This is a genomic window from Streptomyces sp. NBC_00038 (genome assembly GCF_026343635.1).
Lineage (GTDB): Bacteria > Actinomycetota > Actinomycetes > Streptomycetales > Streptomycetaceae > Streptomyces.
The window spans coordinates 5,686,088-5,700,191 of record NZ_JAPELQ010000001.1 but is presented as its reverse complement, the minus strand read 5'-3'; the positions used below and the strand labels follow the sequence as shown (position 1 = coordinate 5,700,191).

Here is a 14,104-nt window from a genome sequence, read left to right as displayed (position 1 = left end):
CAAGGCTGTTGGGCACGCGCGTTGGACAGATTCACACGGACCGCCTTTGTCGTCGGGTGGTCCTCGCCCAGTACCCGGAGAAAGCCGGCCAACGCCTGTTCGCACGACCGGAGTACCCGCTCCACACCCCCGCTGTACGCCCAACTCATGGACGTACGAAGGAAGATGACATCCGCGACAGTCAGGCCGCCCCGACCGCCCGGTCCCCGTACTCGATCGTCACGGTGATCCTGGCTCCGAGCGCCTCCGCATACGTGCGCATCGTCTCCAGGTTGTGGATCTCCCCGCGCTCAATCTGCGAGACCCGGGCCTGGGAGATCCCCACCGACCCAGCCACCTGAGCCTGCGTCAGCCCCTGTTCCTCGCGGATCTCGCGGAGATGGTGACCCACCACGCGCGCCTCGGTCGCCGTACGCGCCGCCTGCTTACGGGACTCCCATTCGGCGTCGGGCACCTCGGGCTGGTTCTCCCGCATCCGGCGTTTGACCTCTGCCCAGCTGCTGTACTGGCTCATCGGGTCTTCCCGTCCTCTCCCGCCTCGTCCGCGGCGGCCAAGTACTCGTCGTAGCGGGCCTCGGCAAGGGGGACCGACTCGCGATACCAGTCCCTCCAGCGGCCGGACTTGTCTCCGGCCACCAGCAGAATCGCTTCCCGCTTGGGGTCGAAGACGAACAGAATCCGGACCTCGGTGCTCCCCGAGCTGCCTGGTCGCAGGTCTTTGAGGTTGTGGGTACGGCAGCCGGAAAGCCGGTCGACGAGCGGGCGCCCCAGGGCGGGGCCGCTCTCCGAAAGCATTCGGTGCACGGACGTGCGCCCCCGCCGACCTGCCGTTACTTGACCGTCCGCAACCCCAACGGCCCCGCGATCTCCTCCGCCATGACCTTGCCCGCTTCCTCCGCGAGGGCGTCCTCGCCGAGGTCCTGGTCGGTGTCGAGGCCGTCGAGTTCTTCCAGGGGCTGGTTGAGGCGGACGTGGGCCACCACGGACTGGAGGGCGCGGAGGGTTGCGGAGGCGGTGGAGCCCCAGTTGGAGAAGTAGGAGAACTGCCACCACCAGAGGGCTTCGGTGGTGCGGCCGGCGCGGTAGTGGGCCATGCCGTGGCGGAGGTCGGCGATGACGTCGGCGAGGTCGTCGGAGATGCGGGCGGGGACCGGGGCCTTGCGCGGCTCGTAGGGGTCGAAGACCTCGGAGTAGACGTCGATCGGCTCCAGCATCACCGCGAGGCGCTCGCGGATGTCGTCCACGTCGGGCTCCGGGCCCAGGTCGGGCTCGTAGCGCTCGTCGGGGAGGATGTCCTCGTGCGCGCCGAGGCGGCCGCCGGCCAGCAGCAGCTGGGAGACCTCCAGGAGGAGGAAGGGGACCGCCGAGTCCGGCTCGTCGCCCTTCGCCACCTCGGAGACGGCGACCAGGAAGCTCTCCACCTGGTCCGCGATCTGGACCACGAAGTCGTCCGGGTCCTGGCTGGTCGCGTGAAGCGTGGCGTCAGACATCTAGGAGTCGTCTCCCCTCGAAGGCGCGACCGAGCGTGACCTCGTCCGCGTATTCCAGGTCGCCGCCCACCGGGAGGCCGCTGGCCAGGCGGGTGACCTTGAGGCCCATGGGCTTGAGCATGCGGGCGAGGTACGTGGCCGTGGCCTCGCCCTCCAGGTTCGGGTCCGTGGCGATGATCAGCTCCGTGACCACACCGTCGGCGAGACGGGCCAGGAGTTCTCTTATGCGCAGGTCGTCCGGGCCGACGCCCTCGATCGGGCTGATCGCGCCGCCCAGGACGTGGTACTTGCCCCGGAACTCGCGGGTGCGCTCGACCGCCACGACGTCCTTCGGTTCCTCGACCACGCAGATGACCGACAGGTCGCGGCGCGGGTCTCGGCAGATGTTGCACAGCTCTTCCTGCGCGACGTTCCCGCAGGTCGCACAGAAGCGGACCTTCGCCTTGACCTCCATCAGGCACTGCGCGAGACGGCGGACGTCCGTCGGCTCGGCCTGGAGGATGTGGAAGGCGATCCGCTGCGCGCTCTTGGGACCGACGCCGGGCAACCGCCCCAACTCGTCGATGAGGTCCTGGACCACGCCTTCGTACAACGGACTGCCTTTCCTGGGTCCTCATGTCTCAGTGCTTCGGCGGTACGTACGTACCGTAGTTGGCCGTTGCCCCTCTTAGAAAGGCAGGCCACGTCTCAGAACGGCACGCCCGTGTCTCAGAACGGCAGGCCGGGGATACCGCTGCCGCCGCCGAGACCCTGGGCGAGCGGGCCGAGCTTCTGCTGCTGGAGTGCCTGCGCGTTCTCGTTCGCCGCCTGGACCGCCGCGACGACCAGGTCGGCGAGGGTCTCGGTGTCCTCCGGGTCCACCGCCTTCGGGTCGATGACCAGGGCACGCAGCTCACCCGAGCCCGTCACCGTCGCCTTCACCAGGCCGCCGCCTGCCTGGCCGTCGACCTCGGTGCGCGCGAGTTCCTCCTGCGCGTTCGCGAGGTCCTGCTGCATCTTCTGGGCCTGCTGGAGCAGCTGCTGCATGTTGGGCTGGCCACCACCGGGAATCACGATCAGCTCCTGGTTCGTACGGCTGTGAGTGCGGTTGTCAGTACCGCTTCGAGTACGGCTGTGAGAGCGGGATTTCCCCTCTCGGCACGAGCCTACGTGGTCGGCCGGTCCATCGCTCAAGCACTCTTTCGAGTGAGGCGGTCCGGAAGCCTATACCTGATCAAGCCCCACTTCCGGGCGTAAAAGCGTTGAAATCCGGGCCATCGCCACCCATTGGGCGGTAGGAAGGGCTTGGCGCTCCTGCATCATGCGTCACGGGACGTCACGCAACGTCATCACCGTCGTCAGTAGGGAGTGCCGGGTGAGCCAGCCGGAGATGCAGCCCGAAGGGCCGCCCCAGGACGGGCGGGGCGGGCCGGGCGGGCGCGACGACGGCGCCGCGGGGACCCGGCAGGGCGACCTGACCGGGCGGCCGTTTCCGCTCGGGGACTGGGGGGAGCCCGCGGAGCGGCTCGACGAGCTGTACCGGTGGGTGGAGCGTGGGGCGCTCGACACGGCTTCCTGGTATCTCGCGGACCGGGTACGGAAGCGGTGGGCGGCGCGGGTGCTGCGGGGCGGGGCGGCGCTGGGGGCCGTCGCCGGGGCCGCGCTTCCTCTCCTCGACCTCACGGGCGTGGTCGGCGGGGTTGCCCCCTGGGGGTATCTGGCGCTGCTGCTCGGGGGTGCGTGCGTCGCCTGTGACCGGTTCTTCGGGGTTACGTCCGGGTGGATAAGGGACGTGGCCACGGCTCAGGCGGTGCAGCGGCGGCTGCAGGTGCTCCAGTTCGACTGGGCGTCCGAGAGTGTGCGGGAGGTTCTGGGGCCTACTGAGGGGACGGCCAGTGAGGCCGCCGAGCGGTGTCTCGGGGTGCTGCGGCGGTTCTCGGACGATGTGACGGAGTTGGTGCGGGCGGAGACCGCGGACTGGATGGTGGAGTTCCGTACGGGGTCGGCGCCGATGGGGATCCAGTCGGCGGTGGGCGGTTCGCCTCGTTCCGAGGGGGGCTCGCCCGGGCGGTTGCCGTTGCCGCCGGGGACTCGGCCGAACATGCCTCGGCAGCGGCCGCCGGAGCCTCGATAACGGGGCTGGGGTGGAGTTTTTCGCCCCCTCCGCCCCTGCCCGTCCCTTGCTCCTGGGGGCTCCGCCCCCAGACCCCCGATCGCCCGAAGGGCTCGTCCTCAAACGCCGGACGGGCTGAAACTCCGCGGCCACCACGTCAGATCGCGGGGCGGCGCAACACGTCAGTGGGATCCCAATCACTCTTCCAGAAAGCCTCAAGTCCACGCTCGTCGATGAACTGCCGCTCCACTTCGTGGATGGGGTACATCCCCTGGATGTTGATCACGTCGTGACCTTCGTGTCCCGGAACGCCAACGTCGATGCCCAGGTAGTCGTCTCTGTCGAGAACGATCGGCGCGAACACGCAGAACGCCGTCATGTCCGACTCCGGCACGACACGCTCGCCGAAGTTGATGGTGCTGCTGTAGGTGAAGGGGCACGTGCCTCGGAGTTGCTCCGCCAGGAAGCCGACCGCGTGGGCCCAGATGACGTTGGTCGAGTTCACGCTGAGGCAGAGTTCCGGCGAGCCGTGCTGCCAGTCCGGGTGCTCCGCCAGCGACAAGCCGTACGTGAACGTCGTGAGAAGTCCGTCCGGCAGGTCGTCGTACACGATCTCCGTAACGCCACGCAGGCCCTGTTTGGTCGACTCGACAGGGAAGAACCGCGGCTCTCTTCCTCCGGAAAGCCGGTCAAGATGGGCAAGAAACTTCTCCACGCGACTGATCATGCGACCAGCCTGCACGATGCCCCTGGAACAGACCCTCACGCCCCCGGTGCCGGGAACGCCACCGGACTCCGCTCCCCCTCCCGGTTCACCGCCCGTACCCCGAAGAACACGTTGTCCTTGGACATGTCGACCTCGTACGTCGTCACGTCGCCCGCGGGGATTACGTGGGTCCACTCGGGGGCCGTCGTCTCGCGCCAGACCACCTCGTAGCCGGCGAGGTCCGGCTCGGTGCCGCGGGTCCAGGTCAGCTGGGTGGAGTTGGTCAGGTTGGACGTGATGATCTTTGTGTCGCGCGGGGTGCCGGGGGCCTGGGCCAGGGTCCACAGGGCTGCCGCGTTGACCTTCGCGACCCGGGCGACGTAGGGGAAGTCGCAGAACTCCGGCAGGTCTCCGTACTGCTTGCCGGTGTCGTCGACGCGTACGTCCTGGTGCTGGTGGGCGAAGTCCTCCGCCGGTTCCGTGAACCGGGCCGCCGGGTAGGCGCGTTCGAGGAAGGGGATCTGGTCGCCGCCCCGGAGATAACGGTCCCGGCGGTACACCACGCGTACGTGCATGCCCGTCGCCGCGTTGTCCGCCGTGTCGCGGACGAAGCGGGCCAGCTGGCGGGCCGGGGAGTCGTTCTCCCCGCCCACCGAGCGGCGGGTGGCCGCCTGCTGCGGGGTCTCCGACGTCGGCACGCCCTCCGCGAAGAGGCGGATCGCGTACGGGTCCACGGTGCCGTCGTCCGCCGTCGGACTGCCCACGATGTCGTTGGTGAACATGCCCTGCACATCCGCCCCGGCCGTCTTGAACTGCTGGGCCATGTAGGCCGATCCGTACAGCCCCTGCTCCTCCCCCGCGACCGCCGCGAAGACGATCGTGGCGGCGGGGCGGCGCCGGGCCATCACCCGCGCCAGTTCGAGGGCCACCGCCACGCCGGACGCGTCGTCGTCCGCGCCCGGAGCGTCGGACACGGCGTCCATCACGTCGGTCACCCGCGAGTCGTAGTGGCCCGACACCACGTACACCCGCTCCGGAGTCACCGATCCGCGCAGGGTCGCCACGACGTTCGTGATGCGCGTCGCGGTCGGAATGCGGCTCGCCGGCTCCTGGATGTACGACTGCGCCTCGACCGTCATTCGGCCGCCCGACTCGGCGGCGTACGAACGGAGTTCGGCGAGCAGCCAGTCGCGGGCCGCGCCTATCCCCCGTACCGGGTCGTCCTGCACGGAGAGCGTGTGGCGGGTCCCGAAGGAGACCAGTTTGCGGACGGTCGCCTCGATGCGGTCGGGGTCGATCTCCTTGAGGAGAGCGCGGAGTTCGCGGGTGGGGGGCTGGGCGGTCGCGGGCGGGCGGGAGCCGGATCCGGAGGAAGCCGCCTGCGCCGGAGGCGCCGTCACCCCCAGGGCCACCGCACTCGCCGCCGTCGCGGTCAGGACCGATCTCCTGCTGTGGCGCATGCGTCCTCCGGGGGCCGGGTCAACCACTGAGCTGCCACCGCAATGGTTGTGTACGCGACAACCTCGGGCAAGGGGGCATCCAGGCCGCCCTGAGGGAACCCCGGGGTCAGCCCGCGCCGCAGATCCTCATCCCCACCGGTGTCCCGCACGGCAGATGTCCGTGCGTACGGATCACGTCCTGGCCGCCGCCCCTGATGTAGGTGAGGAAACTGGAGACGAGGGAGTCGGCGGGCGGGGCGCCGTAGGTGTAGGCGTACTCGATCTCGCGGTACGGGTAGTCGCTGGTGCCGTGTTCGAGGTCCTCGACGGAGGCCTCGTGGCCGTCGAGGCCGAGGCCGTGCAGGCCGTCGTACCCGGTGGCGTTGTTGAGCTCGCTGTAGCCGACCGCGCCGGGGAGCTTGGCGACCGTGCTCAGCACCTGGTCGGTGGAGTCGAGTTCGCAGCGCACGACGGGGGCGGTCGGGTCGTCCTTGTGGACGCAGTCGAGGGAGGAGTTCGCGATCTCGCCGCGGCCCAGCACGCGCCGCTGGAAGACCTGCCGGGTACCGGAGTTGGCGTCCCGGCTGACCAGCAGGACGGGCAGGTCGGGGCCGTCGAGCTCCTTCCAGTTCTTGATCTCGCCGCGGTAGAGGCGGCGTACGTCCTCGGTGGAGAGGTTCGTGAGGGAGATCCTGTCGTTGACGACCAGCGTGAACACCGAGACGGCGACCCGGTTCTCCCGGAGTCTGTCGAGTCCGTTCGACTTGGGCCCGTCGGAGAGGGCGATGACGGGCGGGGCACCGCTCTTGGACTGCGCTCCCGCGGTGTCCAGTTCGCGCAGTCCCGCCTGGCTGCCGTGCGCGTCCACCGTGATGTCGGCGCCCTCGCAGTCGCCCTCGTACTTCTCGGCCAGCTCGCGCATCACGGGCGCGAAGGCGGTCGATCCTGTGACGGTCAGGCTGCCCGTCTCGCAGCCGATCGGGGGCCTGGCGTCGTCGCGCAGCACGACGATCAGGGCGAGCGTCACGACGCACACCGTCAGCAACGCGGTGATCAGCTGGGCCGCACGGCTGAACAGCGGCGGCCGGTCGTCCGGTGTCATGGCGCGGTTGGGCCGGACCTCGCCGTCCCTGATCCCGCCGCTGATCTGTATCGGACACCCCACGTCGCCGCCCGACAGCAGCACGAGGAGCTTGTAGTGCTCGCCCCGGTTGAGCGGCACGCGCGGGATGCGCAGGACGCCGTCCTCGTAGCCGAGGCCCGCGGACGGGGTGAAGTTGCCCATGAGGTTGTTGGCGCCGGGCGGCTGGGTGACGGACACGCCCCGGATGGTGCGGTCGGTGAACACCGCGGTCAGACCGTGCCGTGCGCCGCTCGTGTAGTCCTCGCGGGCGATGCTCTGCGACCCGTCGTTCTCCACCCGCAGCAGGACGAGCGTGGCGTCGGTCATGTCGGGCGTCTCGTCGAACAGCCCGAGCCGGACGTTCGCGATCCCCGAACGCACGTCGTCGCCTATCGGGTTGTCCATCTGCACCCGGTAGCCGATCCGCTTCCGCCGCGGCACCCTGCGCTCGTACCAGACCATCACGGCGGCGGCGACGATACCGATCAGTGCGGTACCGACGGCCACCACGTTCTCTGCGCTGAGCCACTCCACTTGAGCACTCCCCCGAGCCCGATGGTGCGGACACGGTACGGCGCGGAACGGGAACCTCCAGGAGACGCCAGGTGAATTTCCTGAGGTGTCGTCAGCAGCTGTTCAGGGCAGGTACGTCAGCCGCTCTTCGTGTACGTCAGCGACTCGCCCGACTGGGTGTTCACGCGGCGCAGGGTGCCGTCCGGGAGGAGGGTGACCTCGGAGGCGGCGCCCGGGGAGCAGGAAGAGGCCGGTTCACCGACGGTGACCTCGGAGGGGCCGATCTCCAGCGGCCCGTCCGCCGCCGGGGTCCCGGTCAGGGTGGCCTGGAAGACACAGTGGTACGTGCCGCTGCCGGCCGGGCCGTCCGCGGTGAGCGCGAGGACCGTGTCGCCCAACTCGCCCTGCTGGATGACCAGTTGGCGGGTGTTGTGGCCCGTGTCGTTGTCGATGGCGGCACTCCAGACGCCGAGGTACGCCTCCGGGATCACGCCGCCCTCGGGTGCCTGCGTCGTGGGCGACTCGGTCGCGGTGGGGTCGGAAGGCTCGGGTGTGGTCGGGCCGGGTGTCGCGGGCGCGCTGGAGGCCGAGGACGACTTCGCGTCGTCGTTCCCGTCACCGTCGTGGTCGCCGCTCATCAGCGCGTAGACCGAGCCGCCCGCGCCGAGCGCGACGACCAGGGCCACGGCGATGAGGACGGCGGTGGAGCGGCTGCTGCTGCGCGGGAGTTCCGGCTGCGGGAGATAGGGGCCGACTCCGGGGCCGTACGGGGGTGTTGGCCCGTACGGGGGTGTCGAACCGTAGGGAGAGGACTGCTGGCCGTCCCAGCCGGGCGGCGGCTGCGGATAGCCGTACGCGGGGTGCGGGGCGGCCGGCGGCGGAGGCGTCTGGCCCGAGCCCGCGATCATCGTGGGGAGGTGGTTCACCGGAGCCGGCTGTCCCGGCGGAGGCGGGGTGGCGCCTTCCTCGGCGGGGGCGGACGCGTGTTCCGGGGACGTCCGGGGAGGAGCAGCGGGCTCCGGCGGGGGCGCGTACGGCGGCTTGGACGGGTCCGGGGCGGACGGCGGCTTGGAGAGGTCCGGGGCCGGAACCGGAGTCGGGTCCGGGGCGGCCGGGACGCGTGCCAGCCGTGTCGTCGGGGCCCCCGACCCCGGCCCCTCGTCCGGGTTCTCCGTGTCCAGCAACTGCACGGCATGCCGCCCGAGTTGGGCCACCAGCGCACTCGGCAGCCAGGGGTCACGGGTCCGCCCGTCCGAGACGGTGTCCTCCGCGCCGGTCCGCTCCAGGATCTGGTCGAGGGTGAGCCGGGCGGCGGGATCCTTGCGCAGGCAGGCCCGCACGAGGTCGGCGAGGCCCTCCGGCATCCCGTCCAGGTCGGGTTCCTCCTGCGCGATGCGGAACATCATCGCGTGCACACCGGAGTTGGCCGCGCCGAACGGAAGGGCACCCGTTGCGGCGTACGCGAGAACCGAGCCCAGGCAGAACACGTCGCACGCGGGCGTGATGCGGTCACCGCGGACCTGCTCGGGGGCCATGAATCCGGGCGAGCCGACCAGCGCGCCGGTGCGCGTGAGGCCGCCGTCGGTCACGGTCTCCAGGGCGCGCGCGATCCCGAAGTCGATGACGCGGGGCCCGTCGATGGTGACGAGGACGTTCGAGGGCTTGAGGTCCCGGTGGATCAGCCCCGCGGCGTGGATGTCCCGCAGGGCGTACGCGAGCCCGGCGGCGAGGATGCGCACCGACCGCTCCGGGAGCGCCCCGTGCTCGCGGCCCACGACGGCCTGCAGGCTCGGCCCCGCGACATAGCCGGTGGCCAGCCAGGGGATCTCGGCCTCGGTGTCCGCGTCGAGCACGGGCGCCGTCCAGTACCCGCCGACCCGGCGCGCGGCCAGCACCTCCTGCCGGAACCGCGCCCGGAACTCCTCCTGCTCGGCGAGCTCCTGGCGCACCAGCTTGACCGCGACCGTGCGCCCCCGGTCGGACCGGGCGAGATACACATGCCCCATCCCGCCGGCACCGAGCCGCGCCAGCAGTCGGTACGCCCCGATCCGCTGCGGATCCCCCGGTCCCAGCTTCTCCATGGCTGCGCCCACCCTCCCCGTACGTGTGCAACAGCCCGAGGATAGTGCGGCCTTACGGGGAGGCGGGGCGGGGCGGTGTCTACGGTTCCGTAACAGGGTGTGCCGATTCCGTGACGCCCTCCGCACTCTCTGCCGCGATCGCCGGGCTTTCTGCCGCGCCCGCCGTGCTTTCTGCCGTGATCTCGTCGAGCACCGCGGACAGGCGTTCCAACACCCGTACGGTCTCGGCGAATTCGTCCGCCCCGAGGGACTGCGCCAGCCGGTCGGCCAGATCCGCGTGGCCGGGGTCGATCCTGGTGATGGCGGCGCGGCCGTCCTCGGTCGGGGTGAGGAGTTTGGCCCGGCGGTGGGCGGGGTTGGGGAGGTACTCGGCCAGCCCCTTCTCCACCAGCAGGTCGGCGATGCGCTGCACGCTCTGGCGCGTGATGCCCATCGCGCGGGCGATCCCGGAGACGGGCAACGGCTCAGGCAGCACCGCGCCGAGCACCTGCCACCAGGCCGCGGTGAGTCCGGAGGGGCGGGCCAACTCCTCGGCCACGGACAGGAACTGGCCGTTGAGCCGGAAGACGCCGAGGGCGCTGCGGCTCAGCAGGTCCTGGTGCGCACGGCTCACTGTCCGGCCTTTTCCAGTACGGCATAGGCCTCGGGGTCGGAGTCGTGGAACAGCCGGTACCAGGCGTCCAGTACCTCACCCTCGTACACACCGAGGAGCCCGAAGACCTCGCGGGCGAAGGCGACGGGTTCGGTGGGGCCCGCGGTGACCAGATTGCCGTCGGTGACGGCGTCCGTGTCGACGTACCGTTCGCCGCCCTTGTACCCGGTCGCGGCGAGGTAGAACGACACGGCGCTGGTGTGCGCGCGGTCGTCGAGCAGGCCTTCGCGGGCGAGACCGGCGGTGCCGCCGCAGATCGCCGCGACGGGGACGCCCGCGTCGAGGAACGCGCGGGCCTTGCGGGCGAAGGGGGCCAGATCGTCGCCCGTGTCCCACAGGTCCGCGCCGGTGAGGATCAGCAGCGAGCTGTCCTCGGGGCGGAGCTCGTCGAGGGCGAGGTCGGGCTGGATGCGGACGCCGCCGATCGTGGTCACCGGCTCCCGGGTGGGGCCGACGGTGCGGATCTCGCGGCCGGCGCGGGCGAGGTAGGCGGTGGTGTGACCCGTCTCCCAGTCGGCGAAGGTGTCGTAGACGGCGAGGTGTACGGGCTTGAACTCAGGCGTGCTGTGGTTCATCGCTCCTCCTTGACTGGACATGTAAGCATGCTGTCACTTCGACAGCATGCTGTCAATGTCACTACCTACCGCCGAGGGACGCCGCGAGAGCCTCCTCCCTGTGAAGCCCGACAGACTGTCGCGGAAAGCCTCCGACCACAGACAAGACGCCGATATCGCGTCCACCTCGTGGACATTTACGCTTCGGCGCATGACCCCTCAGCCCAATCCCCAGGTCGGCGCCGCCGTGAAGGCAGCGGACCGTGCGCACGTGTTCCACTCCTGGTCCGCGCAGGAGCTCATCGACCCGCTCGCCGTCGCCGGCGCGGAGGGGTCGTACTTCTGGGACTACGAAGGCAAGCGGTATCTGGACTTCACCAGTGGGCTCGTCTTCACCAACATCGGGTACCAGCACCCGAAGGTCGTCGCCGCGATCCAGGAGCAGGCCGCAACCCTGTCCACGTTCGCGCCCGCCTTCGCCGTCGAGGCGCGTTCGGAGGCCGCGCGGCTGATCGCCGAGCGGACGCCGGGCGACCTGGACAAGATCTTCTTCACCAACGGTGGCGCGGAGGCCGTGGAGAACGCGACCCGGATGGCCAAGCTGCACACCGGCCGTCCGAAGGTCCTCTCCGCGTACCGCTCGTACCACGGTGCCACCTCCGCCGCGATCAACCTCACCGGTGACCCGCGGCGCTGGCCGAACGACAGCGGTGCGGCGGGTGTCGTCCACTTCTGGGCGCCCTTCCTCTACCGCTCGCCCTTCCACTCCGAGAGCGAGCAGCAGGAGTCGGAGCGGGCGCTCCAGCACCTCGAGGACACGATCGCCTTCGAGGGTCCTGGCACCATCGCGGCCCTGATCCTGGAGACGATTCCGGGTACGGCGGGGATCATGACGCCGCCGCCGGGTTACCTCGCCGGGGTGCGTGCGCTCTGCGACCGGTACGGGATCGTCTTCATCCTGGACGAGGTCATGGCCGGGTTCGGGCGTACGGGGAAGTGGTTCGCCGCCGATCACTACGGCGTGACGCCGGACCTGATGACCTTCGCGAAGGGCGTGAACTCCGGGTACGTGCCGCTGGGCGGTGTCGCGATCTCCGGGGCCATCGCGGAGACCTTCGCGCGGCGGCCGTATCCCGGGGGGCTGACGTACTCCGGGCATCCGCTGGCCTGTGCCGCCGCCGTCGCGACGATCAACGTGATGGAGGAGGAGGGGATCGTCGACCAGGCCGCGCTGATCGGGTCGACAGTCATCGGGCCCGGGCTGCACGAGCTTGCCTCGCGGCATCCGAGTATCGGTGAGGTGCGGGGTACGGGGGTGTTCTGGGCCCTTGAGCTGGTGAAGAACCGGGAGACGCGGGAGCCGCTGGTGCCGTACAACGCCACCGGGGTGGACAACGCTCCCATGGCCGCGTTCGGCGCCGCCGCCAAGGCGGGTGGGCTGTGGCCCTTCATCAACATGAACCGCACCCATGTCGTGCCGCCGTGCAACATCACCGAGGGTGAGGCCAAGGAGGGGCTCGCGGTGCTGGACGAGGCGCTGGCTGTGGCGGACGAGTACGTGGCTTGAGGTGTGAGGTTTTTCGCCCCCTCCGCCCCTGCCCGTCCCTTGCTCCTGGGGGCTGCCGCCCCCAGACCCCCGCTATCGGCCTGAACGGCCTCGTCCTCAAACGCCGGACGGGCTGAAAGATCTCTCCCTGGCCGGGGCTGAAAAGATCCGCCCCCACGGGTGGGTGGGGGATCGGGACGGCGCCACATCGCCCTCGAACGCCGGACGGGCGGTAGAAGTTCAGCCCCTCCGGCGTTTGAGGAGCGGGGTCTGGGGCGGAGCCCCAGGAAGCAAGGGACGGGTAGGGGCGGAGGGGGCGAAAAACCCTCCCCCCGCCCCCACGGCGTATGGTGACTGGCTCCTAGACATACGCGACAAGGGGAGCCCGACCACATGCCCGGCACCGGCGGCAATGGCGCCGTAACCCGCAGCACCTTGCGCCAGCAGATCGCGGACGCGCTCCGCGACGAGGTGCTGGCCGGCCGCCTCCAGCCGGGCCAGGAGTTCACGGTGAAGGAGATCGCCGAGCAGTACGGCGTCTCCGCGACCCCGGTCCGCGAGGCCCTGGTCGACCTCTCGGCGCAGGGCCTCCTGGAGGCGGACCAGCACCGCGGCTTCCGCGTACGGGAGTACTCCGCCGCCGACTACCGAGGCATGATCGAGGCGCGGAGCCTCGTCACCGACGGCATCTTCCGCTCGATCACCGAAGGCGTCCTGAAGAAGCCCCAGGACCCCCGCACCACCGCCGCCCTCGCGGGCGTACGCCGCCGCGGCGAGGAGGCCCAGCGCGCCGCCGCCGCCGGCGAGCTGAACATCCTCATCGGCTACGACCTCCGCTTCTGGCGCGAGCTGAGCGGCCTCTTCGGCAACCCCTACCTCGCCGACTTCCTGAACCGCCTGCGCATCCAGTCCTGGGCCTGCGCGGTCCAGCACCTGCGCCAGGTGGCCGACCTCAAGGGCGATTTGTGGTCGGCCCACACGGAACTGGTGGACGCCCTCGTCCGCCGCGACGCGGTCGAGGCGCACGCGATCGTGACGGCGTACAACGCGCACTCGCTCGCGCTGATCGAGCGCCTGGCCTCGGGTTCGGGCACGTCCGGCGTTTGAGGGCGCCCGAACGTTTGAGGGCGGGCCCTTCTGGCGATCGGTGGAGAACCGGAGTTGTGCACCGGGACCTGACCAGGACCGCCGCTCGCACTACGCTTCCCTGACCATCGTGCACACCAAGGAGCTAGAGGAGCCGTCTGTTGGCCTGTGACCTGTGGCTGGTCCCGCTCGTCGACGTGTTGTGCCACACCCCCGACAATCCCTTCGCCGAGGAACTCGCGCTCTACGACAAGACGCTGGCCGAAGCGGGCCTCCCGCCGGTCCCCGTGTACGCGTACATGCCGGGCCTGTCCGGCGACGTGGCCCCTGTCGCGGGGTTCGACTACGACGCGCTGCACTTCCTGCGCCGCGCGTACCTCCTTCAGATGTGCGGCCTCGCGGTGACGCCGGTGGACGAACTCGGCGGTGACTACGAGCAGTTGCTGGAGATGTTCGAGACGAACGCCCAGCAGTCGCACCTGGTCTGGCACTACGACCACGCGGGCGCCTACGTCCCCGTCGACTTCCCGCACCCACTCGCCAACGACGAACTCCTCGCGGGCGGCGGCCCCCTGGGCTCCTCCCAGACCCTCCTGCGCGAACTCGAATTCGTCGCCCAGTCGATCGGCATCGACCCGGCCAACCCGCCGGCCACGCCACAACCCCCCATGGCCCCCACGGACCTGGAGGAACCGGCCGCCCCCGCCCCCTACGACGCCAGCCCCTTCGCCCGCGAACGCCACGTCTGGCTGGGCCTGCACGCGGCCGCGACGCGCAGCCTGGCACAGGGTTCGATGATCGTCTTCAGCTGAGGCGAGCCGC

At 70.4% G+C, this 14,104-nt stretch carries 14 protein-coding genes and 1 pseudogene; 4 read left to right on the top strand and 11 right to left on the bottom strand.

Going from position 1 to position 14,104, the window contains the following annotated elements; translation table 11 throughout:
* Positions 1–181: 181 nt before the first annotated feature.
* The 5 genes and pseudogenes from OG219_RS25805 to OG219_RS25785 all read right to left on the bottom strand — a co-directional run bounded on the left by OG219_RS25805 (position 182) and on the right by OG219_RS25785 (position 2,543).
* A complete protein-coding gene (locus OG219_RS25805) occupies positions 182–514 on the bottom strand; it encodes a helix-turn-helix domain-containing protein (RefSeq protein ID WP_266830244.1) in 333 nt (110 codons plus the stop codon).
* Positions 511–795, bottom strand: a pseudogene (locus OG219_RS25800) (type II toxin-antitoxin system RelE/ParE family toxin); the annotation flags it as partial. The gene OG219_RS25805 and the pseudogene OG219_RS25800, both read right to left, overlap by 4 nt.
* A gap of 35 nt (positions 796–830) precedes the next feature.
* Positions 831–1,490: a DUF5063 domain-containing protein gene (locus OG219_RS25795; protein ID WP_266457438.1), complete on the bottom strand. Its 660-nt coding sequence runs from the start codon at positions 1,488–1,490 to the stop codon at positions 831–833.
* A complete protein-coding gene (gene recR, locus OG219_RS25790; RefSeq protein WP_266830243.1) occupies positions 1,483–2,082 on the bottom strand; it encodes a recombination mediator RecR in 600 nt (199 codons plus the stop codon). Before recR ends, OG219_RS25795 begins: the two co-directional genes overlap by 8 nt.
* A 116-nt stretch (positions 2,083–2,198) precedes the next feature.
* Complete coding sequence (locus OG219_RS25785) at positions 2,199–2,543, bottom strand: YbaB/EbfC family nucleoid-associated protein (RefSeq protein ID WP_266830242.1); 345 nt, start codon at positions 2,541–2,543, stop codon at positions 2,199–2,201.
* A gap of 301 nt (positions 2,544–2,844) precedes the next feature.
* On the opposite strand from OG219_RS25785, the gene OG219_RS25780 reads away from it, so the two are divergent.
* Complete coding sequence (locus tag OG219_RS25780; RefSeq protein WP_266830241.1) at positions 2,845–3,603, top strand: SLATT domain-containing protein; 759 nt, start codon at positions 2,845–2,847, stop codon at positions 3,601–3,603.
* Between the two features lie 136 nt (positions 3,604–3,739).
* On the opposite strand, the gene OG219_RS25775 is transcribed toward OG219_RS25780, so the two are convergent.
* The 6 genes from OG219_RS25775 to OG219_RS25750 all read right to left on the bottom strand — a co-directional run bounded on the left by OG219_RS25775 (position 3,740) and on the right by OG219_RS25750 (position 10,671).
* Positions 3,740–4,309, bottom strand: coding sequence for a suppressor of fused domain protein (locus OG219_RS25775; RefSeq protein WP_266830240.1), 570 nt, complete (start codon positions 4,307–4,309; stop codon positions 3,740–3,742).
* Positions 4,310–4,344: 35 nt separating this feature from the next.
* Positions 4,345–5,748, bottom strand: coding sequence for a M20/M25/M40 family metallo-hydrolase (locus OG219_RS25770; protein WP_266830239.1), 1,404 nt, complete (start codon positions 5,746–5,748; stop codon positions 4,345–4,347).
* A 106-nt stretch (positions 5,749–5,854) separates the two neighbouring features.
* The gene (locus tag OG219_RS25765) at positions 5,855–7,384 is read right to left on the bottom strand and encodes a substrate-binding domain-containing protein (RefSeq protein ID WP_266830238.1); all 1,530 of its coding nucleotides are present in this window, start codon (positions 7,382–7,384) and stop codon (positions 5,855–5,857) included.
* Between the two features lie 116 nt (positions 7,385–7,500).
* Positions 7,501–9,444, bottom strand: coding sequence for a serine/threonine-protein kinase (locus tag OG219_RS25760; RefSeq protein WP_266830237.1), 1,944 nt, complete (start codon positions 9,442–9,444; stop codon positions 7,501–7,503).
* 79 nt (positions 9,445–9,523) lie between these two features.
* The gene (locus OG219_RS25755) at positions 9,524–10,057 is read right to left on the bottom strand and encodes a MarR family winged helix-turn-helix transcriptional regulator (RefSeq protein ID WP_266830236.1); all 534 of its coding nucleotides are present in this window, start codon (positions 10,055–10,057) and stop codon (positions 9,524–9,526) included.
* Positions 10,054–10,671 carry a type 1 glutamine amidotransferase family protein gene (locus tag OG219_RS25750; protein WP_266830235.1) on the bottom strand — a complete coding sequence of 206 codons (618 nt, stop codon included), beginning with the start codon at positions 10,669–10,671 and terminating at the stop codon, positions 10,054–10,056. Before OG219_RS25750 ends, OG219_RS25755 begins: the two co-directional genes overlap by 4 nt.
* Before the next feature lie 190 nt (positions 10,672–10,861).
* Between OG219_RS25750 and OG219_RS25745 the strand changes: the two genes are divergently transcribed.
* The 3 genes from OG219_RS25745 (at position 10,862) to OG219_RS25735 (ending at position 14,094) form a co-directional block, all read left to right on the top strand.
* Entirely contained in the window at positions 10,862–12,217 is a 1,356-nt protein-coding gene (locus tag OG219_RS25745) for an aspartate aminotransferase family protein (protein WP_266830234.1), read from the top strand.
* Positions 12,218–12,589: 372 nt separating this feature from the next.
* Entirely contained in the window at positions 12,590–13,303 is a 714-nt protein-coding gene (locus OG219_RS25740; protein WP_266830233.1) for a GntR family transcriptional regulator, read from the top strand.
* 140 nt (positions 13,304–13,443) lie between these two features.
* Entirely contained in the window at positions 13,444–14,094 is a 651-nt protein-coding gene (locus OG219_RS25735; protein ID WP_266830232.1) for a hypothetical protein, read from the top strand.
* Positions 14,095–14,104: the final 10 nt, after the last annotated feature.